The sequence below is a fragment of the Streptococcus sp. V728 genome, assembly GCF_052077995.1.
Classification (GTDB): domain Bacteria; phylum Bacillota; class Bacilli; order Lactobacillales; family Streptococcaceae; genus Streptococcus; species Streptococcus infantis_B.
In genome coordinates, this window is record NZ_JBQJJH010000002.1 from 19,346 (window position 1) to 42,767 (window position 23,422).

The 23,422-nt window shown below is 40.4% G+C and carries 23 protein-coding genes and 2 tRNA genes; 24 read left to right on the plus strand and 1 reads right to left on the minus strand.

Going from position 1 to position 23,422, the window contains the following annotated elements:
• The first annotated feature begins 40 nt into the window (after positions 1 to 40).
• The 9 genes from ACTO1Y_RS01350 (at position 41) to ACTO1Y_RS01390 (ending at position 8,138) form a co-directional block, all read left to right on the plus strand.
• Positions 41 to 319 (plus strand): 1,4-dihydroxy-2-naphthoate prenyltransferase, encoded by a 279-nt coding sequence (locus ACTO1Y_RS01350; RefSeq protein ID WP_441348074.1) that lies wholly within the window; start codon positions 41 to 43, stop codon positions 317 to 319.
• Positions 320 to 376: 57 nt separating this feature from the next.
• Positions 377 to 967, plus strand: coding sequence for a class I SAM-dependent methyltransferase (locus ACTO1Y_RS01355; RefSeq protein WP_441348075.1), 591 nt, complete (start codon positions 377 to 379; stop codon positions 965 to 967).
• Entirely contained in the window at positions 964 to 2,247 is a 1,284-nt protein-coding gene (locus tag ACTO1Y_RS01360; RefSeq protein WP_441348076.1) for a pyrimidine-nucleoside phosphorylase, read from the plus strand. The genes ACTO1Y_RS01355 and ACTO1Y_RS01360 overlap by 4 nt, the downstream gene beginning before the upstream one ends.
• A gap of 17 nt (positions 2,248 to 2,264) precedes the next feature.
• Positions 2,265 to 2,927, plus strand: coding sequence for a deoxyribose-phosphate aldolase (deoC, locus tag ACTO1Y_RS01365; RefSeq protein ID WP_441348077.1), 663 nt, complete (start codon positions 2,265 to 2,267; stop codon positions 2,925 to 2,927).
• The gene (locus ACTO1Y_RS01370) at positions 2,914 to 3,303 is read left to right on the plus strand and encodes a cytidine deaminase (protein WP_441348078.1); all 390 of its coding nucleotides are present in this window, start codon (positions 2,914 to 2,916) and stop codon (positions 3,301 to 3,303) included. Before deoC ends, ACTO1Y_RS01370 begins: the two co-directional genes overlap by 14 nt.
• A gap of 89 nt (positions 3,304 to 3,392) precedes the next feature.
• Entirely contained in the window at positions 3,393 to 4,448 is a 1,056-nt protein-coding gene (locus tag ACTO1Y_RS01375) for a BMP family lipoprotein (RefSeq protein ID WP_414270228.1), read from the plus strand.
• A 144-nt stretch (positions 4,449 to 4,592) separates the two neighbouring features.
• Entirely contained in the window at positions 4,593 to 6,128 is a 1,536-nt protein-coding gene (locus ACTO1Y_RS01380; protein ID WP_441348079.1) for an ABC transporter ATP-binding protein, read from the plus strand.
• Complete coding sequence (locus ACTO1Y_RS01385; protein WP_225750201.1) at positions 6,121 to 7,179, plus strand: ABC transporter permease; 1,059 nt, start codon at positions 6,121 to 6,123, stop codon at positions 7,177 to 7,179. Before ACTO1Y_RS01380 ends, ACTO1Y_RS01385 begins: the two co-directional genes overlap by 8 nt.
• Positions 7,180 to 7,181: 2 nt before the next feature.
• Positions 7,182 to 8,138, plus strand: a complete 957-nt coding sequence (locus tag ACTO1Y_RS01390; protein ID WP_036754516.1) for an ABC transporter permease — start codon at positions 7,182 to 7,184, stop codon at positions 8,136 to 8,138.
• A 30-nt stretch (positions 8,139 to 8,168) separates the two neighbouring features.
• Here the strand turns inward: ACTO1Y_RS01390 and plsY are convergent, their stop codons facing one another.
• Complete coding sequence (gene plsY, locus ACTO1Y_RS01395; protein WP_441348080.1) at positions 8,169 to 8,810, minus strand: glycerol-3-phosphate 1-O-acyltransferase PlsY; 642 nt, start codon at positions 8,808 to 8,810, stop codon at positions 8,169 to 8,171.
• Positions 8,811 to 9,027: 217 nt separating this feature from the next.
• Here plsY and ACTO1Y_RS01400 point away from each other — a divergent pair, with 217 nt between their 5' ends.
• The 15 genes from ACTO1Y_RS01400 to ACTO1Y_RS01470 all read left to right on the plus strand — a co-directional run bounded on the left by ACTO1Y_RS01400 (position 9,028) and on the right by ACTO1Y_RS01470 (position 23,359).
• On the plus strand, positions 9,028 to 9,669 hold the full coding sequence (locus tag ACTO1Y_RS01400) for an amino acid ABC transporter permease (RefSeq protein ID WP_441348081.1): 642 nt from the start codon (positions 9,028 to 9,030) through the stop codon (positions 9,667 to 9,669).
• Between the two features lie 10 nt (positions 9,670 to 9,679).
• The gene (locus tag ACTO1Y_RS01405; RefSeq protein WP_414282749.1) at positions 9,680 to 10,309 is read left to right on the plus strand and encodes an amino acid ABC transporter ATP-binding protein; all 630 of its coding nucleotides are present in this window, start codon (positions 9,680 to 9,682) and stop codon (positions 10,307 to 10,309) included.
• A 9-nt stretch (positions 10,310 to 10,318) separates the two neighbouring features.
• The gene (locus ACTO1Y_RS01410) at positions 10,319 to 11,161 is read left to right on the plus strand and encodes an amino acid ABC transporter substrate-binding protein (protein WP_441348082.1); all 843 of its coding nucleotides are present in this window, start codon (positions 10,319 to 10,321) and stop codon (positions 11,159 to 11,161) included.
• Positions 11,162 to 11,306: 145 nt separating this feature from the next.
• Entirely contained in the window at positions 11,307 to 13,250 is a 1,944-nt protein-coding gene (parE, locus tag ACTO1Y_RS01415) for a DNA topoisomerase IV subunit B (protein WP_254725639.1), read from the plus strand.
• 49 nt (positions 13,251 to 13,299) lie between these two features.
• Positions 13,300 to 13,842, plus strand: coding sequence for a hypothetical protein (locus ACTO1Y_RS01420; protein WP_254725641.1), 543 nt, complete (start codon positions 13,300 to 13,302; stop codon positions 13,840 to 13,842).
• Positions 13,832 to 14,650 (plus strand): aminoglycoside 6-adenylyltransferase, encoded by an 819-nt coding sequence (locus tag ACTO1Y_RS01425; protein ID WP_441348083.1) that lies wholly within the window; start codon positions 13,832 to 13,834, stop codon positions 14,648 to 14,650. The genes ACTO1Y_RS01420 and ACTO1Y_RS01425 overlap by 11 nt, the downstream gene beginning before the upstream one ends.
• A 220-nt stretch (positions 14,651 to 14,870) precedes the next feature.
• Positions 14,871 to 17,348 carry a DNA topoisomerase IV subunit A gene (parC, locus tag ACTO1Y_RS01430; protein WP_441348084.1) on the plus strand — a complete coding sequence of 826 codons (2,478 nt, stop codon included), beginning with the start codon at positions 14,871 to 14,873 and terminating at the stop codon, positions 17,346 to 17,348.
• A gap of 124 nt (positions 17,349 to 17,472) precedes the next feature.
• A complete protein-coding gene (locus tag ACTO1Y_RS01435; protein WP_441348085.1) occupies positions 17,473 to 18,495 on the plus strand; it encodes a branched-chain amino acid aminotransferase in 1,023 nt (340 codons plus the stop codon).
• 21 nt (positions 18,496 to 18,516) lie between these two features.
• The gene (locus ACTO1Y_RS01440) at positions 18,517 to 20,484 is read left to right on the plus strand and encodes a peptide ABC transporter substrate-binding protein (RefSeq protein ID WP_441348086.1); all 1,968 of its coding nucleotides are present in this window, start codon (positions 18,517 to 18,519) and stop codon (positions 20,482 to 20,484) included.
• A gap of 31 nt (positions 20,485 to 20,515) precedes the next feature.
• A complete protein-coding gene (locus tag ACTO1Y_RS01445; RefSeq protein ID WP_441348087.1) occupies positions 20,516 to 21,205 on the plus strand; it encodes a DUF969 domain-containing protein in 690 nt (229 codons plus the stop codon).
• Positions 21,202 to 22,125, plus strand: coding sequence for a DUF979 domain-containing protein (locus tag ACTO1Y_RS01450; RefSeq protein WP_441348088.1), 924 nt, complete (start codon positions 21,202 to 21,204; stop codon positions 22,123 to 22,125). Before ACTO1Y_RS01445 ends, ACTO1Y_RS01450 begins: the two co-directional genes overlap by 4 nt.
• 13 nt (positions 22,126 to 22,138) lie before the next feature.
• Positions 22,139 to 22,783: a pyroglutamyl-peptidase I gene (gene pcp, locus ACTO1Y_RS01455; protein WP_373113202.1), complete on the plus strand. Its 645-nt coding sequence runs from the start codon at positions 22,139 to 22,141 to the stop codon at positions 22,781 to 22,783.
• Between the two features lie 134 nt (positions 22,784 to 22,917).
• Positions 22,918 to 23,148: a DUF2969 domain-containing protein gene (locus ACTO1Y_RS01460; protein ID WP_178894876.1), complete on the plus strand. Its 231-nt coding sequence runs from the start codon at positions 22,918 to 22,920 to the stop codon at positions 23,146 to 23,148.
• Between the two features lie 49 nt (positions 23,149 to 23,197).
• Positions 23,198 to 23,278 (plus strand) — tRNA-Tyr (locus ACTO1Y_RS01465).
• Positions 23,279 to 23,287: 9 nt separating this feature from the next.
• Positions 23,288 to 23,359, plus strand: a tRNA-Gln gene (locus ACTO1Y_RS01470).
• Positions 23,360 to 23,422 lie beyond the last annotated feature (63 nt).

Consider the following 23,422-nt stretch of genomic DNA (forward strand, 5'->3'; position numbering starts at 1 on the left):
AAAATAAAGCTAAGAAATACCGATAAAGGAGTGTGGGGTTATGGCAAAATTTTTAACTGATAAAAAATTGGCTGGCTCTATTTTATTAGTCATCCTTTTATGGATATCGGCGATTTTATGGAACCTTGATATTTCTATTGGAAAATTTAATATCAACTGGCTCTATTTTGTATTTTTTAAGCTATTACCAGCTTTAGGCATTCTCTATATTTTCTTAGCTTTTTTGTTAAAGAAATGGTGGCTGATTTTGATTGGTCTAGCTTGTCTATTTTCATTTTTTATTAGTATGTTCCTAGGTTATCTCTTCTTAGGGCCTTAGTTGGTATAGACCGTGTAAACGATTTATAATATCTAAATTTTATGGTAAAATAATCCTATGAGTAAAATGTATTATGCAGAAAATCCAGATGCAGCCCATGATGTTCACGAACTAAAGATAGAACTATTAGGGGAAAAGATGACCTTTTTGACGGATGCCGGTGTCTTCAGTAAAAAAATGATTGATTTCGGTAGTCAGTTATTGCTAAGATGTCTCGATGTTGAAAAAGGTGAAAAAATTCTGGATGTTGGTTGTGGCTATGGTCCTATTGGCTTGTCTTTAGTCAAGGCATATGGTGTTCAAGCGACTATGGTGGATATCAATAATCGTGCCCTGGATTTAGCCCAGCAAAATGCAGTAAAGAACAATGTTCAAGCGACTATTTTTCAGTCCAATATTTATGAGCAAGTAGAAGGACAATTTGACCATGTCATTTCGAATCCACCCATTCGTGCTGGTAAGCAAGTAGTCCACAAAATTATCGAGAAGAGTATTGACTATCTCGTAGATGGTGGTGATCTGACCATCGTTATTCAAAAAAAACAAGGAGCTCCAAGTGCCAAGAACAAGATGGAAGAAGTCTTTGGCAATTGTGAAGTTGTAAAGAAAGATAAGGGATATTATATCCTTAGAAGTGTGAAAGAATGAGAGCAGTAGACCTAATCCAGAAAAAAAGAGATGGCCAAGAACTCAGCTCAAGTGAAATTCAATGGCTGATCGAAGGTTATGTTGCAGGGACTGTTCCTGACTACCAGATGTCGGCCTTTGCTATGGCTGTTTATTTTAAAGGTATGACTACACGTGAAATTTCTGACTTGACGATGAATATGGTCAAGACAGGTCAGGAATTTGATTTATCAGCTATTGAAGGTATTAAAGTTGATAAACACTCTACCGGGGGAGTAGGAGATAAGGTTACCTTGATTTTAGCTCCCTTAGTCGCTAGTTTTGGTGTGACTGTTGCCAAGATGAGTGGTAGAGGTCTAGGTCATACTGGTGGTACGATTGATAAATTAGAATCCATCAAAGGATTTCAAGTTGAACGCAGTCAGGATGACTTTATCAAACAGGTTCAGGATATTGGGGTTTCAGTTATTGGCCAGTCTGATCAATTAGTTAAAGCGGATAAACTTCTCTATGCACTACGAGATGTCACTGCGACAGTTGATACGATTCCCTTGATTGCTAGTTCTGTCATGAGTAAAAAAATTGCAGCTGGAGCCGATGCTATTTTGCTGGATGTAACAGTCGGTGAAGGTGCCTTTATGAAGACAGTTGATGAGGCGCGTGAATTGGCTCAAACCATGGTAAACCTTGGTAAGGCTGTTGGCCGTAAGACAGTAGCAGTCATTACGGATATGAGTCAACCTTTGGGACGTGCCATTGGGAACCGCTTGGAAATTCTAGAAGCACTAGAAATTCTTCAAGGTAAAGGACGCGAGGATATCAGCAACTTTATCTGTGAGTTAGCCCAGATTATGCTATCTTTGGCAAATGTTGAAAAAACAGTCGAGGAAGTAAGGCAACATCTTGAAAATGGTCAGGCACTTAAGAAGTTTGAAGAGATGGTCCTCGCTCAAGTTGGAGATTTAGAAGATCTTTATCGACCTGTAATAGTTGATCATGTGGTAGAAATTCCAGCTCAGGAAGATGGTGTTATTGAGGTGCTGCCAGCCATGGAGTTCGGTCTTTTCGCTATGAGATTAGGTGCTGGTCGTGCAGTCAAAACCGATGCTCTTGACTATGAGACAGGGATTGTTTTTGAGAAGAAAGTTGGAGATTCGGTCAAAAAAGGTGAAATTGTCGCAAAAGTATATGCAAATGGCAAAATTTCTCCGGAACTAGTTACAGATTTCCAAAAATATGTTAAAATTAAGGTAAGTGATGAAGCGATAAAAACGCGTGAAATCATTGAAATTATCTCCTGATTTAAGGAAAAACCAAAATGAAATTAAATAAATACATTGATCATACGCTTTTAAAGCAAGATGCAACGGTGGAACAAATTGATCGTTTGTTATCTGAAGCCAAAGACTATGATTTTGCCAGTGTTTGTGTTAATCCGTGCTGGGTTGCTCATGCCAAATCTGGTCTAGAAAATACTGATGTCAAGGTTTGTACAGTTGTAGGCTTTCCTCTTGGAGCCACAACATCTGCTGTTAAAGCCTTCGAAACTAAAGAAGCTATTCAAAATGGTGCTGATGAGATTGATATGGTCATCAATGTTGGAGCACTCAAGTCTGGGAATGCTGATTTAGTTGAGTCAGATATTCGAGCAGTTGTTGAAGCAAGTGGAGACAAACTGGTTAAGGTTATTATTGAAGCTTGTTTGTTAACGGATGAAGAAAAAGTTCTAGCTTGTCAGCTAGCCCAGAAAGCAGGAGCAGACTTTGTCAAGACTTCTACTGGTTTCTCAATAGGTGGTGCAACCCTACCGGATGTTAAATTAATGCGCCAGACAGTTGGACCTTATATGGGGGTTAAGGCTGCTGGTGGAGCTCGTTCTTATGCAGATGCTGTTGCCTTTGTTGAAGCTGGAGCTACTCGTATCGGAACATCTTCTGGTGTAGCAATCTTAAAAGGAGAGTTAGCAGATGGCGACTACTGAGTTGATTGACTTAGCGATTGAGACTAGTAAAAACGCCTATGTACCCTATTCACACTTTCCAATCGGTGCCGTTCTGGTTGCCAAGGACGGCAGTGTTTACACAGGATGCAATATTGAAAATGCTAGCTACCCCTTGACCAACTGTGGTGAGAGAACAGCCATTTTTAAAGCTGTCTCTGAAGGACAACGAGACTTTTCAGAATTGATTGTTTATGGTCAAACTGAGAAACCTATTTCTCCATGTGGAGCTTGTCGCCAAGTTATGGTCGAATTTTTTGAACAAGATCTAAAGGTGACTCTAGTTGCCAAAGATAAAACGACGGTCGAGATGACGGTCGGGGAATTACTTCCATATTCTTTTACAGACTTACATTAGTCTGAGTCACTCTTTCTGTGACAAGGTCCTAGTGACCAATCTATCCATACTTGCAACTTAGTTGCGCATCTTATTTAGGAGGTTCAGTAATGAACAAGAAACAATGGCTAGGCCTTGGTCTAGTTGCAGTAGCAGCATTTGGACTTGCTGCATGTGGTAATCGCTCTTCTCGTAACGCAGCTTCATCTTCTTCTGATGTGAAGACTAAAGCAGCTATCGTTACAGATACTGGTGGTGTTGATGATAAATCCTTTAACCAATCAGCTTGGGAAGGGCTTCAAGCTTGGGGTAAAGAGCACAATCTTTCAAAAGATAATGGCTTTACTTACTTCCAATCAACAAGTGAAGCTGACTACGCTAACAACTTGAACCAAGCAGCTGGAAGCTACAACTTGATTTTTGGTGTTGGTTTTGCCCTTCACAACGCTGTTGAAGAAGCAGCAAAAGAACACGCAGATAAAAACTATGTTTTGATTGACGATGTGATTAAAGATCAAAAGAACGTTGCCAGCGTAACATTTGCTGACAACGAAGCAGCTTACCTTGCTGGTGTAGCAGCTGCTAAAACTACAAAAACTAAACAAGTTGGTTTTGTAGGTGGTATGGAATCTGAAGTTATTTCTCGTTTCGCAGCTGGTTTCAAAGCTGGTGTTGAGTCAGTTGACCCATCTATCAAAGTACAAGTTGACTACGCTGGTTCATTTGGTGATGCCGCTAAAGGTAAAACAATCGCTGCTGCTCAATACGCTGCAGGTGCAGACGTTATCTACCAAGCAGCTGGTGGTACTGGAGCAGGTGTCTTCTCAGAAGCTAAATCTTTGAATGAAAGCAAAAATGAAGACGAAAAAGTTTGGGTTATCGGTGTAGACCGTGACCAAGTTGAAGAAGGTAAATATACTTCTAAAGACGGTAAAGAAGCTAACTTCGTGCTTGCTTCTACATTGAAACAAGTTGGAACAACAGTTCAAGATATCTCAAACAAGGCTGAAAAAGGTGAATTCCCTGGTGGTCAAGTTATCGTTTACTCATTGAAGGATAAAGGTGTTGACTTGGCAGTAACTAACCTTTCTGAAGAAGGTAAAAAAGCTGTTGAAGATGCAAAAGCTAAAATCCTTGATGGTAGCATCAAAGTTCCTGAAAAATAATTGAAGGAAGTCATTTCTTAGGAAGCGGCCTTGGGCCGCTTCTTTAAGAATTGGGGCAAATTAATTTTGTCTCAATAGAGCTTGTTAAGATTTCATTTTAATAAGTTTTATTGAAATAAAATAAAACTCTGAAAGGAAGAGCACATGGCACACGAAAATGTCATTGAGATGCGTGAGATTACCAAGGTCTTTGGTGAGTTTGTCGCTAACGACAAGATCAACCTAGAACTTCGCAAAGGTGAGATTCATGCACTTTTAGGAGAAAATGGAGCTGGGAAGTCTACGCTTATGAATATGCTAGCGGGGCTACTTGAACCAACTAGTGGTGAAATTGTGGTTAACGGTCAAGTTGTAAAACTAGACTCGCCATCAAAAGCAGCTAGCCTAGGGATTGGGATGGTTCACCAGCACTTTATGTTGGTAGAAGCTTTCACTGTTGCTGAAAATATCATTTTGGGAAGTGAATTGACCAAAAACGGTGTGCTAGATATTGCTCGCGCAACTCGAGAAATCAATGAGTTGTCTGAACGTTATGGCCTTACTGTGGATCCTTCTGCCAAAGTTGCAGACATCTCTGTTGGGGCTCAACAACGTGTTGAAATCTTGAAGACACTTTATCGTGGAGCAGATATTCTTATCTTTGACGAACCTACTGCTGTTTTGACGCCATCAGAAATTGATGAGTTGATGGCTATCATGAAGAACTTGGTTAAAGAAGGTAAATCAATTATCTTGATTACCCATAAGTTGGATGAGATTCGTGCTGTATCAGATCGTGTTACAGTTATCCGTCGTGGTAAATCTATTGAAACAGTTGAGATTGCTGGTGCGACTAATGCTGACTTAGCTGAGATGATGGTAGGACGTTCTGTTTCCTTTAAAACTGAGAAACAGGAAGCTCAACCTAAAGAAGTTATTCTGTCTATTAAAGACCTAGTAGTAAACGAAAACCGTGGTGTTCCTGCTGTTAAAAATCTCTCACTCGATGTTCGAGCTGGTGAGATTGTCGGAATTGCCGGTATTGATGGAAATGGTCAATCTGAATTAATCCAAGCTATCACTGGTCTTCGTAAGATTGAGTCTGGTAGCGTGGAGTTGAAAGGCCAGTCTATCGTAGGTTTACACCCTCGTCAAATTACAGAAATGAGTGTAGGCCACGTTCCAGAAGATCGCCACCGTGATGGTTTAGTTTTAGAAATGATGATTTCTGAAAATATCGCTCTTCAAACCTACTATAAGGAACCTCTTAGCAAGAAGGGAATCTTAAACTACACCAATATCATCGGGTACGCTAAACAGTTAATGCAAGAATTCGATGTGCGTGCTGCTAGTGAGATTGTTCCAGCATCAGCTCTTTCTGGAGGAAATCAACAAAAAGCAATTATCGCTCGAGAAGTCGATCGAAATCCTGATCTCCTAATCGTCAGTCAACCTACTCGTGGTTTGGACGTCGGTGCTATTGAGTACATTCACAAACGCTTGATTCAAGAACGTGATAATGGGAAAGCTGTCCTTGTAGTCAGCTTTGAACTAGATGAGATTCTAAATGTCTCTGATAGAATTGCCGTTATCCATGATGGTAAGATTCAAGGGATTGTAACGCCAGAAACAACCAACAAGCAAGAGCTTGGTGTCTTGATGGCTGGTGGTGAATTGGAAAAGGAGAAGAGTGATGTCTAAAAAATTACAACAAATTTCGGTTCCTTTGATTTCTGTTATTTTAGGAATTCTACTCGGAGCCATCGTCATGTGGATTTTCGGCTACGATGCTATCTGGGGCTATGAAGAACTGTTCTACACAGCATTTGGTAGTGTTCGTGGAATCGGTGAAATCTTCCGTGCTATGGGACCTTTAATTCTGATTGCCCTTGGATTTGCAGTTGCAAGTCGTGCTGGTTTCTTTAACGTTGGTCTTCCAGGACAAGCTCTCGCAGGTTGGGTTATGAGCGGCTGGTTTGCTCTCTCTTTCCCAGATTTACCACGACCATTGATGATTCTTGCGACGATTGTAATTGCCTTAGTTGCAGGAGGGATCGTTGGTGCTATTCCTGGTATCTTAAGAGCCTATCTTGGGACATCTGAAGTTATTGTAACCATTATGATGAACTACATTGTTCTTTATGTGGGCAATGCCTTTATTCATCACTTCCCTAAAGAAATCATGCAAAGTACTGACTCATCCATTCGAGTAAGTGCAAATGCAACTTATCAAACACCATGGCTTGCTGAGTTAACTGGAAACTCTCGTATGAACATTGGGATTTTCTTTGCTATCATAGCAGTAGCAGTTATCTGGTTCTTGCTCAAGAAAACAACTCTTGGTTTTGAAATCCGTGCAGTTGGTCTCAATCCAAATGCTTCTGAATACGCAGGTATTTCAGCGAAACGCACCATTATTCTATCAATGATTATTTCTGGTGCCCTTGCAGGACTTGGTGGCGCAGTAGAAGGACTTGGTACCTTCCAAAACGTTTATGTTCAAGGTTCATCATTGGCAATCGGATTTAACGGTATGGCAGTAAGCCTACTTGCTTCAAACTCACCAGTTGGAATTCTATTTGCAGCCTTCCTTTTCAGTGTCCTTCAAGTTGGAGCCCCTGGTATGAATGCTGCACAAGTACCATCTGAGCTTGTAAGTATCGTTACAGCCTCAATTATCTTCTTTGTCAGCGTTCACTACATCATCGAACGCTTTGTCAAACCAAGAAAACAACTTAAAGGAGGTAAATAAGGATGTCGATTACAACAATGTTAACCCTTATGGTTTCTTCGATGTTGATTTATGCAGCACCACTTATTTTCACAAGTATCGGAGGAGTTTTCTCAGAACGTGGTGGAGTTGTTAACGTTGGTCTTGAAGGAATCATGGTCATGGGTGCCTTTTCTGGAGTTGTTTTTAACCTTGAATTTGCTCAAGATTTGGGAGCATTAACTCCTTGGTTAGCTCTTCTAGTTGGTGGATTAGTCGGAGCTATCTTCTCGCTCATTCACGCAGTGGCTACAATTCATTTCCGTGCAGACCATGTCGTCAGTGGTACTGTGCTTAACTTGATGGCGCCAGCCTTGGCAGTTTTCTTGGTGAAGGTGCTTTATAATAAGGGACAAACGGATAACTTAACGCAAACTTTTGGTCGTTTTGACTTCCCGGTATTAGCTAATATCCCTGTTATCGGAGATATCTTCTTCAAGTCAACTAGTCTACTAGGTTACCTAGCAATTGCTTTCTCATTCCTAGCTTGGTTTGTCCTCTTTAAGACTCGCTTTGGACTTCGCCTTCGTTCAGTTGGTGAACACCCACAAGCAGCAGATACTTTAGGTATCAATGTCTACAAGATGAGATATCTTGGAGTTGTGATTTCAGGCTTCCTTGGAGGAATCGGTGGAGCTATTTACGCTCAATCAATTTCCGTTAACTTCTCAGTTACAACCATCGTCGGACCTGGATTTATCGCACTTGCTGCTATGATCTTCGGTAAATGGAATCCTGTTGGTGCTATGCTTTCAAGTCTCTTCTTTGGACTATCACAAAGTTTAGCAGTTATCGGTTCTCAACTTCCTTTCTTGCAAGGAGTTCCAGCCGTTTACTTGCAAATTGCGCCATATCTTTTGACCATTGTCGTATTAGCAGCTTTCTTTGGTAAAGCAGTTGCACCGAAGGCAGATGGTATCAACTATATCAAGTCTAAATAACATAAAAAAACGTCAGTTGAAACTGACGTTTTATTTTTTTGGTTCTTGGTGTGTTAAGTTAAGTCCCCAAGGAATGATATTTTCTGTTTTATTTTGGATCCGTTTGATGTTGTCCTTATGTCGCACAATTACCAGACTTGCAAGACCAATAATAATTAAAGTGAAGAGTAGGTCATAACTAGTTAAAATAAATCCAAAGAGAGGGAATAGAAGGACGCCAATAATTGCAGCAATAGCAGCTGAAATACTAGAGAGAGAAATCATACTTCCCAGATAAAGGATTCCAAAGAAAATGACTGCAAGGTAAAGGCAAAAGAGAGGAGCAAATCCAAAAATAACTCCAGCACTGGTTGCAACAGCCTTGCCACCCTTGAATTTGGCAAAGATAGGGAAGGTATGCCCAATGACTGCTAAGAGTCCAAAGACGATAGGTGAAACTCCCTGCACATGAAAGATGAGTGGAAGTAGAGTCGCCAAAGTACCTTTGAAGAAATCAATTGCAAAGGTTACCATACCAGCTTTCTTTCCTAAGATTCGGAAGGTATTGGTCGTTCCAGTATTACCGGACCCATGTTCTCTAAGATTGATATTAAAGAAGGCTTGTCCAATCCAAAGTCCTGAAGGGATTGAACCCAATAAATAAGCTAAAATTAATAATACTATTGTCATCATGTTTCTATTATACCATGAAATGAGAGAGAATCCGAACTAAATTTTTCCTCAGTTTGTGACATCTGATACTTTATGCAACTAGAAATTTTTCAGATAAACGCTTTGGTTAATCCAAAAACCAAGGAAAAGTTTTAAAAATTCATGAAAGTTTCAGAAATGCTTTATATTTATGTTTATTTATGCTATAATGGGAACAATTATTTTTAGGAGGTGGAATATGTCTTACTTATTCGAGATATTGCCAAGTTTATTGAGCGGTGCGACAATGACTTTACAAGTTTTTGCACTGGTCTTACTCTTTTCAATCCCTTTAGGCATTTTGGTTGCCTTTTGCGTACAGGTCCATTGGAAACCCCTCCATTACATGATTGATGTTTATATCTGGGTGATGCGTGGAACACCCTTACTTTTGCAGTTGATTTTTATTTATTATGTCCTGCCAAGTATCGGAATTCGACTCGACCGAGTACCAGCAGCCATTATTGCCTTCACGCTTAATTATGCAGCTTATTTTGCAGAAATATTCCGTGGAGGGATTGCAACCATTTCTCAGGGTCAATATGAGGCAGCGAAAGTTTTGAAATTCAATCCTATCGATACCGTTCGCTATATCATCTTGCCACAGGTGACCAAGATTGTCCTACCAAGTGTATTTAACGAGGTTATGAGTTTGGTTAAGGATACTTCTTTGGTTTATGCACTCGGTATTTCAGATTTAATCCTAGCCAGTCGAACTGCGGCCAATCGAGATGCTAGCTTGATTCCGATGTTTCTAGCGGGAGCTATCTATCTTCTAATGATTGGTATCGTTACAATCCTAGCTAAAAAACTTGAGAAGAAGTTCAGCTACTATAGATAGGAGGTCATCCATGTTAGAGTTAAGAAATATCAGCAAAAAATTTGGAAAAAAAGAAATTTTATCCAATTTCAGTTTAACAATTCCTGAAAAGCAGATTTTGGCCATCGTTGGTCCTTCTGGTGGTGGAAAGACAACCTTGCTTCGAATGCTAGCTGGACTTGAGACCATTGATTCAGGAGAGATTTTTTATAATGGAGAATCTCTACCATTGGATGAACTTGAAAAGCGTCACTTGTTAGGTTTTGTATTTCAAGATTTTCAGCTATTTCCTCATTTATCCGTTATGGAAAATTTGATTTTGTCACCTATCAAGACTATGGGGATGTCTGAAGCAGATGCTAAGAAGAAGGCAATCGACTTACTCACTCGTCTGGGACTCGAAGCTCATGCAGATGCCTATCCTTATTCCTTATCTGGTGGTCAAAAGCAACGTGTTGCCTTAGCACGTGCTATGATGATAGATCCTGAAGTGATTGGTTATGATGAACCGACTTCAGCCCTTGATCCAGAGTTGCGTCTCGAAGTTGAAAAACTGATTTTACAAAATCGAGAATTAGGTATGACTCAAATTGTCGTAACCCACGATCTCCAGTTTGCAGAGAATATCGCTGACCAAATTCTCAAAGTAGAGCCTAAGTAGGAGGTGTCTATGAATCGAAAGAAAATCAGTCTTGTTTTGGTATTCTTTCTTGCTTTTTTCCTCGTAGGATGCACGCAAAAAGCTAGCAATCCTAAAGTAGATAATTGGGAAAAATACCAACAACAGGGAACAATTACTATCGGATTTGACAATACTTTTGTTCCTATGGGATTTGAAGAAAAGAATGGACAATATGTTGGATTTGATATTGATTTAGCCCAAGCCGTTTCTGAAAAACTTGGGTTCAAGGTTCAGTTTCAACCCATTGATTGGGATATGAAGGAAACAGAGCTTCAAAATGGAACTATTGATGCTATTTGGAACGGCTATTCTGCGACAGATGAACGTCGTGAGAAGGTAGCTTTTAGCATCCCTTACATGGAAAATCAGCAGGTTCTTGTCTCTAAGAAATCACAAAATATCCAATCAGTGTCTGATATGGCAGGTAAAGTTTTAGGTGCTCAGGCAGGTTCTTCGGGTTATCTAGATTTTGAAGCTCAGCCTGAACTCTTGAAAAATATCGTAAAAGATCAAAAGGCTAACCAATATCAAAGTTTTAATGAAGCCTTGATTGACTTACAAAATGACCGGATAGATGCTCTTTTAATTGACCGTGTTTATGCCAACTATTATCTTAAAACTGAAGGAATCTTAGACCAGTATGAGATTTTCCCAGCTGGTTTTGAGAGTGAATCCTTTGCAGTTGGAGTAAGACCGGCTGATGAGACCTTGTTAGACAATTTAAATAAAGCTTTTAAGGAACTCTATCAAGAAGGGAAATTCCAAGAAATCAGCCAGAAATGGTTTGGCGAAGATGTGGCTACAACCCAAATTAAAGGAAAAGAAAACTAGGATGTATATCTTAGTTTCTTTTTTGGTGAAGATGTACTATTTTTTGCTAAAAAGGACTTGGGAATAGGCTTTTTAACTAGAAAAGCTTTGCAAAATCCCTAGAAAACCTGTAAAATAGAAAAGATGAACAAATAGGAGGTTCCTTGTGTCAAAAAAGGAAATCAATATTAACAATTATAATGATGACGCCATCCAGGTGCTAGAAGGGTTGGATGCGGTCCGTAAACGTCCAGGGATGTATATCGGATCGACAGACGGTGCTGGACTCCATCACCTAGTCTGGGAAATCGTGGATAATGCGGTTGACGAAGCCTTGTCTGGATTTGGTGATCGTATTGACGTAACGATTAATAAAGACGGGAGTTTAACGGTTCAAGACCACGGACGTGGGATGCCGACTGGAATGCACGCTATGGGGATCCCAACCGTTGAGGTCATCTTTACCATTCTTCATGCCGGAGGAAAATTCGGTCAGGGTGGTTATAAGACCTCTGGTGGTCTTCACGGAGTTGGTTCTTCTGTCGTCAATGCCCTCTCTAGTTGGCTTGAAGTAGAAATTACTCGTGATGGTGCTGTTTATAAACAACGCTTTGAAAATGGTGGGAAGCCAGTAACAACTCTTGAAAAGATTGGCACAGCACCGAAGTCTAAGACAGGTACAAAAGTGACCTTCATGCCGGATGCTAGTATCTTTTCTACGACTGATTTCAAGTACAATACCATTTCAGAGCGTCTTAATGAGTCTGCCTTTCTCTTGAAAAATGTAACCTTGTCATTAACGGACAAGCGAACAGACGAAGCAATTGAATTCCATTATGAGAATGGGGTGCAGGACTTTGTTTCCTACCTTAACGAAGACAAGGAAACCTTGACACCAGTTCTCTACTTTGAAGGGGAAGACAATGGTTTCCAAGTAGAAGTAGCCCTCCAGTATAACGATGGATTTTCAGATAACATCCTGTCCTTTGTTAATAACGTCCGTACCAAAGACGGTGGAACGCATGAGACGGGACTTAAGTCTGCTATTACCAAAGTCATGAACGACTATGCGCGAAAAACTGGCCTTCTCAAAGAAAAAGATAAAAATCTTGAAGGGTCCGATTACCGCGAAGGATTAGCGGCTGTTCTTTCTATCTTGGTTCCTGAAGAACACTTGCAATTTGAAGGACAGACCAAGGATAAACTAGGTAGTCCCCTTGCTCGTCCAGTTGTGGATGGGATTGTAGCTGATAAGTTAACCTTCTTCCTCATGGAAAATGGAGAACTAGCTTCTAACCTGATTCGCAAGGCTATCAAGGCTCGTGACGCTCGTGAAGCAGCGCGTAAGGCGCGTGATGAGAGCCGAAATGGCAAGAAAAACAAAAAAGATAAGGGCTTGCTTTCTGGTAAATTAACGCCAGCCCAGTCTAAAAATCCAGCTAAGAACGAACTCTACCTAGTCGAGGGTGACTCTGCCGGTGGTTCTGCTAAGCAAGGTCGTGACCGCAAGTTCCAAGCTATCTTGCCTCTTCGTGGTAAGGTTATCAATACAGCCAAGGCTAAAATGGCAGATATCCTGAAAAATGAAGAAATCAATACCATGATTTATACCATCGGTGCTGGTGTGGGGGCAGACTTCTCTCTTGAAGATGCCAACTATGATAAGATCATTATCATGACCGATGCGGACACCGATGGTGCCCATATCCAGACTTTGCTCTTGACATTTTTCTACCGTTACATGCGTCCGCTGGTTGAGGCAGGTCATGTCTATATCGCCCTTCCTCCTCTTTACAAGATGTCAAAAGGGAAAGGCAAGAAAGAAGAAGTGGCTTACGCTTGGACGGATGGTGAACTAGAAGAACTACGTAAGCAGTTTGGTAAAGGTGCTACCCTCCAACGCTACAAGGGACTTGGTGAGATGAATGCGGACCAACTATGGGAAACAACTATGAATCCAGAAACTCGTACCCTCATCCGTGTCACAATCGAAGACCTAGCACGCGCAGAACGTCGCGTCAATGTCCTCATGGGGGACAAGGTCGAACCACGCCGAAAGTGGATTGAGGATAACGTGAAGTTTACGCTGGAGGAAGCAACAGTATTTTAAGTAAATCTTCGTCCTTCAAAATCTTAGCTCTCTAAAAGAGGTATAAATCATGATAAGTTTATTGTTTGATAGTCCATTTCTTGTCATAGTCTTAGCTTTAGCTGCAGTTATGTATATAATTGCCAAACAAGGTAAACCTGAGCAAAGCCGCTATCTTGAATTTTTACTATTAACCATAGTAACTACCTGTGTCTTTTTATTTGATAATCCATTAAGATCCAATCCTTATGCAGGTTTGCTCTTTTATGTTTTTGACTTTTATATTTTCACATCAGCTAGCTTAGCATTCAGTTTTACAGCTATTTATAAAAGTACCAAACATCACAAGTATTATCCTAGTAGTTACTCAAAACTTCTTAAGATAAATGCATGGTTTTTGGCAATCTTATCAGGGATGAATCTACTATTTATAATGCTGACGCTAGAAATGGGAATTATTTTGCTATTACCAATTTTTGGTATTAGTTTTATCATTCAATTCTTGGTCGGAGAGCTTGAAAGAAAAAGAGTTCAGAAGCTTCTTAAGCAAAGAAATGAAGATGCTGTTATTCAGAACTTAGAGGCAACTGAGGATGAACCACATGAGAACTGACCAGGAAATGCTTGACCTGATTTTACAAATAGCTAAAAAGATACAGGTTGATGCTGTGGCGCTATCTGGTTCACGAACAAACCAAAAGATTCAAACAGATGAATTTCAAGACTATGATGTTGTCTATATTGTGGATGACTTAGATTATCTGTCGAGTGACTTTTCTTGGCTGGACCAGTTCGGTGAACGCATCATTGAGCAAGAGGTGACTCTTGGACATCGCCGTCTATTTCTCATGCTTTTCGAAGATGGCAATCGGCTTGATTTGACCCTCTGCCCCGAAGACCACATTCAAGAGTGGGTAGAAAGCGAAGCGGATTTCACGGTGCTAGAGGACACTAAGGGCTTGTTTGAGACCTATTCTCCAAGTCCAGAGCGTTACTGGATAACCCCAGCTACTGAGACGGATTTTGAAAAATCTTGTAATGAATTTTGGTGGGTGTCAGCCTACGTGGTCAAAGGAATTTGTCGTAATCAAGTTATCTATGCGACAGACCATCTCTACGGTATTTGTCAGCAGGAACTCTTGAAAGTCTTGGCCTGGCAGGTGGCAAGTGATAGGGGAAAGGTCGATATCGGTAAAAACTACAAGTACCTCTTTAATTACTTGCCTGCTGAGAAGAAGAAGGAATTCTCAAATCTACTTGATTTCTCGAGTTTAGACAAAATCATTCAGTCTTTATTGGCTACGATGCAAATTTTTCATCAAGAAGCTCAAAGTCTTTCCCAAAAGATGGGCTTTGAATACGATAGGGAAGTAGCTGAGAAGATGATTCAGTATGCTGAGTCAAAACTTCCTAATTACTAAGAAATAAAGAACTCTATTTATCAATTTAAACTATAGCAAGGATAGTTTGGTTATTTATAGTAACTGAACACCTTTGTCTATAAAAAAACTACTCTACATTCTTTGAAAGGAGTTGAACACGCCCTAAATACTGTGTGAAAAAGATAAATTCTCTTGTGAGCATCGATCACTGCAAGAATTTCCTAATTTCACTTTGCATTTTACGGGCTTTGTATCCTATATGAGTAATATCCAAAACATGTCCTTAGAGGACATCATGGGAGAGCGCTTTGGGCGCTACTCCAAATACATCATTCAAGACCGGGCTTTGCCAGACATTCGTGATGGATTGAAGCCGGTTCAACGCCGTATTCTTTATTCGATGAATAAGGATGGCAATACTTTTGATAAGAGCTACCGTAAGTCGGCCAAGTCTGTCGGGAACATCATGGGTAATTTTCACCCACACGGGGATTCTTCTATCTATGATGCCATGGTCCGTATGTCTCAGGACTGGAAGAACCGTGAGATTCTAGTTGAAATGCACGGTAACAATGGTTCTATGGACGGAGATCCGCCTGCGGCTATGCGTTATACGGAAGCTCGTTTATCTGAGATTGCAGGCTACCTTCTTCAAGATATAGATAAAAAGACAGTTCCCTTTGCTTGGAACTTTGACGATACCGAGAAAGAGCCAACTGTCTTACCAGCAGCCTTTCCAAACCTCTTAGTCAATGGTTCAACAGGTATTTCAGCTGGCTATGCCACAGATATTCCACCTCATAATTTGGCTGAAGTTATTGATGCGACAGTCTACATGATTGATCACCCAACTGCTAAGGTTGATAAGTTGATGGAATTCTTGCCTGGGCCAGACTTTCCTACAGGAGCTATCATCCAAGGTCGTGACGAAATCAAGAAGGCCTATGAAACTGGTAAGGGGCGCGTGGTCGTTCGTTCCAAGACTGAAATTGAGAAGCTAAAAGGTGGTAAGGAACAAATCGTTATCACTGAGATTCCTTATGAAATCAATAAGGCTAACTTGGTCAAGAAAATCGATGAAGTCCGTGTCAATAACAAGGTGGCAGGTATCGCTGAGGTTCGTGATGAGTCTGACCGTGACGGTCTTCGCATCGCTATAGAACTCAAAAAAGATGCGAACACGGAACTTGTTCTCAACTACCTTTTCAAGTATACTGACTTGCAAATCAACTACAACTTCAACATGGTGGCGATTGACAATTTCACCCCTCGTCAGGTTGGGATTGTGCCTATCTTATCTAGCTATATTGCCCACCGTCGTGAGGTAATCTTGGCACGTTCTCGCTTTGACAAGGAAAAGGCTGAAAAACGTCTCCATATCGTGGAAGGTTTGATTCGTGTCATCTCCATCCTGGATGAAGTTATTGCCCTTATCCGTGCTTCTGAGAACAAGGCTGACGCTAAGGAAAACCTCAAGGTTAGCTATGAATTTACGGAAGAACAGGCAGAAGCTATCGTTACCTTGCAACTGTATCGTTTGACCAATACTGACGTTGTTGTCTTGCAGGAAGAAGAAGCAGAACTTCGTGAGAAGATTGCTATGCTTGCGGCTATCATCGGTGATGAACGAACCATGTACAATCTCATGAAGAAAGAACTTCGTGAGGTCAAGAAGAAGTTTGCGACTCCACGTTTGAGTACTTTAGAAGATACAGCAAAAGTCATCGAGATTGATACAGCTAGTCTGATTGCTGAAGAAGATACTTACGTCAGTGTGACTAAGGCAGGTTACATTAAGCGCACTAGTCCTCGTTCTTTCGCAGCTTCGACCTTAGAAGAAATTGGTAAACGGGATGACGACCGCTTGCTATTCGTTCAATCTGTCAAAACTACTCAGCATCTCTTAATCTTTACAACGCTTGGGAATGTCATTTACCGCCCTGTCCATGAATTAGCAGACATTCGTTGGAAGGATATCGGGGAGCATCTGAGCCAGTCTATTACAAACTTTGAAACCACTGAAGAAGTACTTTACGTCGAAGTGGTGGATCAGTTTGACGATGCGACGACCTACTTTGCAGCAACTCGCCTTGGACAAATCAAACGAGTAGAACGCAAAGAATTCTCTCCATGGAGAACTTATCGTTCTAAGTCTGTCAAGTATGCTAAGTTGAAGGACGATAGTGACCAGATTGTAGCAGTAGCACCAATCAAGCTAGATGACGTCCTATTAATCAGTAAGAATGGCTACGCTCTTCGCTTTAATATCGAAGAGGTTCCAGTTGTCGGAGCCAAGGCTGCAGGGGTCAAAGCTATGAATCTGAAAGCAGATGATGAACTTCAATCTGCCTTTATCTGCAGTACTTCATCCTTCTATCTGTTAACCCAACGTGGAAGCTTGAAACGTGTTTCAACAGAGGAAATTCCAGCAACCAGTCGTGCTAAGCGTGGCCTTCAGGTTCTGAGAGAATTGAAGAGCAAACCACATCGCGTATTTGTGGCTGGTGCGGTTTCTGAACAAGGATTTATCGGAGATCTCTTCAGTACAGAAGTAGAGGATGGAGAACAAACTCTAGTTGTTCAATCAAATAACGGAACAATTTATGAGTCAATCCTGCAAGATTTGAATCTATCAGAACGTACTAGCAACGGAAGCTTTATCTCAGATACTATTTCTGATGAAGAAGTTTTTGATGCATACATCAAAGAAGTCTTTAAAGAAGAAAAAGAAGATTAAAAATCAGTCCTAGTGACTGATTTTTTATAAGCAAAATTTTCAGAAAATTACAAATAATACTTGAATTTTTAGGAGAATAGTGTAGAATAGAACACAAAGCTTGATTAGAATAAAGGAGAAATGGATGACAGTTACAATCGATTGGGAAAATCTCGGTTTTTCCTATATGAAACTACCTTATCGTTATATCGCTTATTATAAAAATGGACAATGGACTCAAGGAGAATTAACCGAGGACTCAACTCTTCACATTTCAGAATCATCTCCAAGTCTTCACTATGGACAACAAGCATTTGAAGGATTAAAAGCCTATCGTACCAAAGATGGCAGTATTCAACTCTTTCGTCCAGATGAAAATGCCAAACGTCTGCAACGCACCTGTGATCGTCTCTTGATGCCACAAGTTCCAACAGAAATGTTTGTAGAAGCATGTAAAGCAGTTGTTCGTGCTAATGAAGAATACGTACCCCCTTATGGAACTGGTGGAACCCTCTACCTCCGTCCGCTCTTGATTGGTGTCGGAGATATCATTGGTGTAAAACCAGCAGAGGAGTATATTTTCACCATCTTTGCCATGCCAGTTGGAAATTACTTTAAAGGTGGTTTGGTTCCAACAAACTTCTTGATTCAAGATGAGTATGACCGTGCTGCACCTAATGGAACAGGAGCTGCCAAGGTCGGTGGGAACTATGCCGCTAGTCTTTTGCCAGGAAAAATGGCTAAATCCCGTCATTTCTCAGACGTTATTTATCTTGACCCATCAACCCACACTAAGATTGAAGAAGTAGGCTCAGCAAACTTCTTTGGGATTACAGCTGACAACGAGTTCGTAACGCCACTGAGTCCATCAATCTTGCCATCCATTACCAAGTATTCATTGCTTTACTTGGCAGAGCATCGTTTAGGCTTGAAGCCTGTTGAGGGAGATGTACCAATTGATAGTCTGGATCGATTTGTAGAAGCAGGTGCCTGTGGTACTGCAGCCGTAATTTCACCTATTGGGGGAATCCAACACGGTGATGACTTCCATGTTTTCTACAGTGAAACAGAGGTTGGTCCAGTGACTCGTAAACTATACGATGAATTGACAGGTATCCAATTTGGTGACATTGAAGCACCAGAAGGCTGGATTGTAAAAGTAGATTAAACATTATTAAAGGAGATCTTTATGAAAACGAAAAAGTGGATGTTGACAACAGGAGTTGTCCTGAGTACAGCAGTTCTTCTTGTGGCTTGTGGTAAAGCTGACAAGGAAGCAGACGCACCTACTACCTTCTCTTATGTCTATGGAGTAGACCCATCATCTTTGGACTACAGTATTGCAACTCGTACTTCAACAACGGATATCATCGGTAACGTTGTTGATGGTTTGTTGGAAAATGACGAATATGGAAATTTGGTTCCATCTCTAGCTGAGGATTGGAGCGTCTCACAAGACGGTTTGACTTATACTTATAAACTTCGTAAAGGAGTTAAATGGTATACTTCTGAAGGAGAAGAATACGCTGAAGTAACTGCGCATGACTTTGTTACTGGGTTGAAACACGTAGCAGATGGCAAATCAGACGGTGTCACTCTTATTCAAAACTCCATCAAGGGCTTGAATGAATATATGACTGGTGAGACTAATGACTTCTCTACAGTTGGTGTTAAGGCGTTGGACGATTACACAGTCCAGTACACTCTTAATGCACCTGAAAGTTTCTGGAATTCAAAAGTGACTTCAGCAACTATGTTACCTGTAAATGAAGAATTCCTTAAAGCTTCAGGTAAAAATTACGGAGCTGTCAGCCCATCAGGTATCCTTTATAACGGTCCATATATCTTGAAGACTTTGACTTCAAAATCTTTAATCGAATACGAAAAGAATCCAAATTATTGGGATAAAGAGAAGGTTAAAATCGAGAAGGTTAAATTGACTTACTATGATGGTTCAGACCAAGAATCATTAATCCGTAGTTTCTCTTCAGGTGTTTATACAACAGCTCGTATCTTCCCAAGTAGCTCAAACTTTGCTTCTACTTTAGAACAATACGGAGATAAAATCACCTACAGTCCACAGGATTCAACTAGTTATTACTTTACCTTTAACGTAAACCGTCAATCATACAATAAGACAGCAAAAACAAGTGAAGAACAAAAAACTTCTACAAAAGAAGCAATGCTGAACAAGGACTTCCGTCAAGCAATCAACTTTGCCTTCAACCGTCATTCTTATGCTGCACAGCTCAATGGTGAAGATGGTGCGGATAAGATTATTCGTAACAGCTTAGTTCCGGATAACTTTGTACAATCTGGTGGCAAAAACTTTGGTGATATCGCTCAAGCAGAATTGGTTAACTACGGCGACCAATGGAAAGGCGTTGAGCTTGTAGACGGAAAAGATACCATCTACAACCCTGATAAAGCAAAAGCTTCATTTGAGAAAGCTAAGAAAGAATTGGAAGCAAAAGGTGTAACCTTCCCAATTCACTTGGATGTTCCAGTTGAACAGACAGATACCATTGCCGTTCAACAAAGCAATTCCTTTAAACAATCAATCGAGTCAACTCTTGGTTCTGAAAATGTCGTGATCGATGTTCTTCAGATGACTGATAACGAGAAGGAAAGTATTACATCTCAAGCACGTGTTCCTGCTCAGAAAGACTATGACTTGAATAGCACTGGTTGGGCTCCAAGCTATCAAGACCCAGCAAGTTATCTAAATATCATGGATCCTAAAACTGGTTCTGCTATGAAACACCTTGGTATTACGAAAGGTAAAGACAAGGAAGTAGTAGCTCAACTTGGTTTGGATGAATATAAGAAACTCTTGGATGATGCAGTTTCTGAGACAAATGACTTGGACAAGAGATATGAAAAATATGCCAAAGCTCAAGCATGGCTTACTGATAGTTCTCTCTTGATGCCGACAGCTTCATCAGGAGGCTCACCAGTAGTCAGCAACGTCGTTCCATTCTCTAAACCATACTCACAAGTAGGTATCAAGGGTGATCCATATATCTTCAAGGGCATGAAATTGCAAAAAGAGATTGTAACAGCTAAAGAATATCAAGCAGCTCTTGAAAAATGGCAAAAAGAGAAATTGGAATCAAACAATAAATACCAAAAAGAACTAGAAAGTCATGTCAAATAAACCATACTAGTATTTTGGAAAAGGAGCCTATATGGAATGGATTAAACTAATAGGGATACTTATCATTGTGGTTGGTTTTATCTATAAATTAGATACCATTGCAACAGTAGTCTTAGCTAGTTTAGTTACAGCTCTAGTTTCTGGAGTTTCTCTTGTTGAGTTCTTGGAAATTTTGGGAAAAGAATTTAGTAATCAACGAGTTCTGACGATTTTTATAGTGACTTTGCCACTGGTAGGTTTATCTGAAACTTTTGGGCTCAAGCAACGTTCGATTGACTTGATTCAAAAGATTAAAGGACTGACTGTAGGAAGTTTTTATACAGTGTATTTCTTTTTTCGGGAACTCGATGGTTTCTTTGCTATTCGTATCGGAGGACATCCGCAGTTTGTAAGACCCTTGGTTCAACCCATGGGACAGGCAGCAGCAGAGTTACAATTAGGTAGAAAATTAACAGAGAAGGAAAGCGAAGCGCTAAAAGCGCGTGCAGCAGCAAATGACAATTTTGCAAATTTCTTTGCTCAGAATACTTTCGTTGGTGCAGGTGGTGTCCTCTTAGTTGGGGGCACTCTGGACCAATTGGGTTACGAAAGCAATTATGCAGGAATTGCTTCAGCTTCTCTTATAGTTGCTGGGGTAGCCCTTCTTGTAGTAGGGATTTACAATTACTTGTTTGATAAAAAACTGCTAGCTAATAAGCTTAGTAAAGGGAAAGAAGAATGACCAATCTAGCAAGACAGTTATTAGAGTTGACCTATATTGTGATTGGTTGTCAATTCCTTCATACGGCTTATTGTAGCTATAGAGATAAAACAAACCCAGTTCGCTTTGGAACAGCTGGGTTTTGGGCTTTATTGGGTATCAGTTTTATTGGTGGTTCCTATTTACCATCGATCTTGATTGGTACTATTGTAGTGTTATTGGCTTTACTGACTCTTTTTAAACAGGTTCGTATCGGAACCTTACCGACTCTGGATGAAGTCAAGGCAAATATTGAATCCAAACGATTAAAGAATAAAATTTTTATCCCAGTCATGTTAATGGCTTTGATTGCTTTAGTATTAGCAAAAGTAATTCCTGAGTTTAGTAAGATAGCTATCAGCCTTGCAGCATTTTTTGCAACCCTGTCTCTTCTTTTCATTACCAAGAGTTCTCCTAAGAGCTTATTAGCAGAAAACAATCGAATGGTCCAACAAGTTTCAACCAGTGGTATTGTTCCTCAGCTTTTAGGAGCTTTGGGTGCGATTTTTACCGTAGCAGGAGTGGGAGACTTGATTTCGCATTTGATAAGCGGTCTAGTGCCTTCGGGTAGTCGTTTTATGGGTGTGGTAGCTTATGTCCTTGGTATGGTTCTATTTTCCATGATAATGGGTAATGCATTTGCTGCTTTCACAGTCATTACAGCTGGGATTGGTGTTCCCTTTGTATTTGCCTTGGGAGCTGATCCAATCGTAGCCGCTGCACTTGCAATGACAGCAGGTTGCTGTGGGACCTTACTGACTCCAATGGCTGCTAACTTTAATGCATTACCGGCAGCACTTTTGGAGATGAAAGATCCAAATGGCGTTATCAAAGCGCAAGTAGGAGTGGCTGTTATCATGATAATCCTACATGTATTTTTAATGTACTATTTGGCGTTTTAGCAAAGGAAATAAAATGAAAATATTAGTTACAGGTTTTGATCCTTTCGGTGGTGAAAAGGTCAATCCAGCTCTGGAAGCAGTTAAATCATTGCCGTCTGTAATTCATGGAGCGGAGATACGCTGGGTAGAGATTCCAACAGTCTTTTATCAATCAGCAGAGGTTTTAGAAGCAGAAATTGTCCGTTATCAACCAGATGTGGTACTCTGCATCGGACAAGCAGGAGGTAGAGCTAGTTTAACTCCTGAACGAGTTGCCATCAATCAAGATGATGCAAGAATTCCAGATAACCAAGGGAATCAACCGATTGACACACCTATTCGCCTAGATGGAGAAGCTGCCTATTTTAGCACGCTCCCTATCAAAGCAATGGTACAAGCCATAAACGAGGTAGGGCTGCCAGCTACAGTATCCAATACAGCTGGAACCTTTGTTTGCAACCATTTGATGTATCAGGCTCTCTATTTAGCGGATAAGAAATTTCCCAATATGAGAGCAGGCTTTATGCATATTCCCTATATGACCGAACAAGTGGTAAATAAGCCTAATACTGCATCCATGTGCTTAAGAGATATTGTCCGAGGTATCGAAGCTGCGATTGGTGCTATCGTAGACTACAAAGATAAGGACTTGAAAATAGTTGGTGGAGCAACCCATTAATTGACTAAAATTCAAGGGAAAAATTTCTCTAGACGATTCAAGGAACTCTTTACCAAGATTAGCTTGGTAGAGAGTTTTTTCTTGCGAGATCGGGGAATTTCTTGTAAAATAGAGAAAGTGAAAAGAGGTATCGTATGAGTAAAAAAGATAAAAAAATTGAGATTCAGTTGTCAGATGCTAAAGTAGCAGTTGGAAAAGATAACTACGATGGTTATACCTTAATGATTGGTAAAAAGTTAATCGGTGAAATTGCCGAACTAGATAACCAATTTGCAATCATAAAGAATGGAAATGTCGATAGTTTTTACAAGAATCTTGAAAAAGCTGTGGAAATATTGATTGAAAACTATAATTTAGCAAAATAATGCTTGTTTTTTGCAATTTTTCATGATATAATAGGTTTTGTTCATTATCGGAGAGATAGCGAAGAGGCTAAACGCGGCGGACTGTAAATCCGCTCCTTCGGGTTCGGGGGTTCGAATCCCTCTCTCTCCATTTCACTTTTGGGGTATAGCCAAGCGGTAAGGCAAGGGACTTTGACTCCCTCATGCGTTGGTTCGAATCCAGCTACCCCAGTTCTTAGGTAATAAATTCAAGATGAAAAGAAAAATATCTTAGGGTATTTTATTTTTATAATTG

Bases quoted from the DNA above. Each gene is read 5' to 3' on its own strand.
- ACTO1Y_RS01350 (WP_441348074.1), top strand. From the start codon at position 41: ATGGCAAAATTTTTAACTGATAAAAAATTGGCTGGCTCTATTTTATTA.
- ACTO1Y_RS01355 (WP_441348075.1), top strand. From the start codon at position 377: ATGAGTAAAATGTATTATGCAGAAAATCCAGATGCAGCCCATGATGTT.
- ACTO1Y_RS01360 (WP_441348076.1), top strand. From the start codon at position 964: ATGAGAGCAGTAGACCTAATCCAGAAAAAAAGAGATGGCCAAGAACTC.
- deoC (WP_441348077.1), top strand. From the start codon at position 2,265: ATGAAATTAAATAAATACATTGATCATACGCTTTTAAAGCAAGATGCA.
- ACTO1Y_RS01370 (WP_441348078.1), top strand. From the start codon at position 2,914: ATGGCGACTACTGAGTTGATTGACTTAGCGATTGAGACTAGTAAAAAC.
- ACTO1Y_RS01375 (WP_414270228.1), top strand. From the start codon at position 3,393: ATGAACAAGAAACAATGGCTAGGCCTTGGTCTAGTTGCAGTAGCAGCA.
- ACTO1Y_RS01380 (WP_441348079.1), top strand. From the start codon at position 4,593: ATGGCACACGAAAATGTCATTGAGATGCGTGAGATTACCAAGGTCTTT.
- ACTO1Y_RS01385 (WP_225750201.1), top strand. From the start codon at position 6,121: ATGTCTAAAAAATTACAACAAATTTCGGTTCCTTTGATTTCTGTTATT.
- ACTO1Y_RS01390 (WP_036754516.1), top strand. From the start codon at position 7,182: ATGTCGATTACAACAATGTTAACCCTTATGGTTTCTTCGATGTTGATT.
- plsY (WP_441348080.1), bottom strand. From the start codon at position 8,810: ATGATGACAATAGTATTATTAATTTTAGCTTATTTATTGGGTTCAATC.
- ACTO1Y_RS01400 (WP_441348081.1), top strand. From the start codon at position 9,028: ATGTCTTACTTATTCGAGATATTGCCAAGTTTATTGAGCGGTGCGACA.
- ACTO1Y_RS01405 (WP_414282749.1), top strand. From the start codon at position 9,680: ATGTTAGAGTTAAGAAATATCAGCAAAAAATTTGGAAAAAAAGAAATT.
- ACTO1Y_RS01410 (WP_441348082.1), top strand. From the start codon at position 10,319: ATGAATCGAAAGAAAATCAGTCTTGTTTTGGTATTCTTTCTTGCTTTT.
- ACTO1Y_RS01420 (WP_254725641.1), top strand. From the start codon at position 13,300: ATGATAAGTTTATTGTTTGATAGTCCATTTCTTGTCATAGTCTTAGCT.
- ACTO1Y_RS01425 (WP_441348083.1), top strand. From the start codon at position 13,832: ATGAGAACTGACCAGGAAATGCTTGACCTGATTTTACAAATAGCTAAA.
- parC (WP_441348084.1), top strand. From the start codon at position 14,871: ATGAGTAATATCCAAAACATGTCCTTAGAGGACATCATGGGAGAGCGC.
- ACTO1Y_RS01435 (WP_441348085.1), top strand. From the start codon at position 17,473: ATGACAGTTACAATCGATTGGGAAAATCTCGGTTTTTCCTATATGAAA.
- ACTO1Y_RS01440 (WP_441348086.1), top strand. From the start codon at position 18,517: ATGAAAACGAAAAAGTGGATGTTGACAACAGGAGTTGTCCTGAGTACA.
- ACTO1Y_RS01445 (WP_441348087.1), top strand. From the start codon at position 20,516: ATGGAATGGATTAAACTAATAGGGATACTTATCATTGTGGTTGGTTTT.
- ACTO1Y_RS01450 (WP_441348088.1), top strand. From the start codon at position 21,202: ATGACCAATCTAGCAAGACAGTTATTAGAGTTGACCTATATTGTGATT.
- pcp (WP_373113202.1), top strand. From the start codon at position 22,139: ATGAAAATATTAGTTACAGGTTTTGATCCTTTCGGTGGTGAAAAGGTC.
- ACTO1Y_RS01460 (WP_178894876.1), top strand. From the start codon at position 22,918: ATGAGTAAAAAAGATAAAAAAATTGAGATTCAGTTGTCAGATGCTAAA.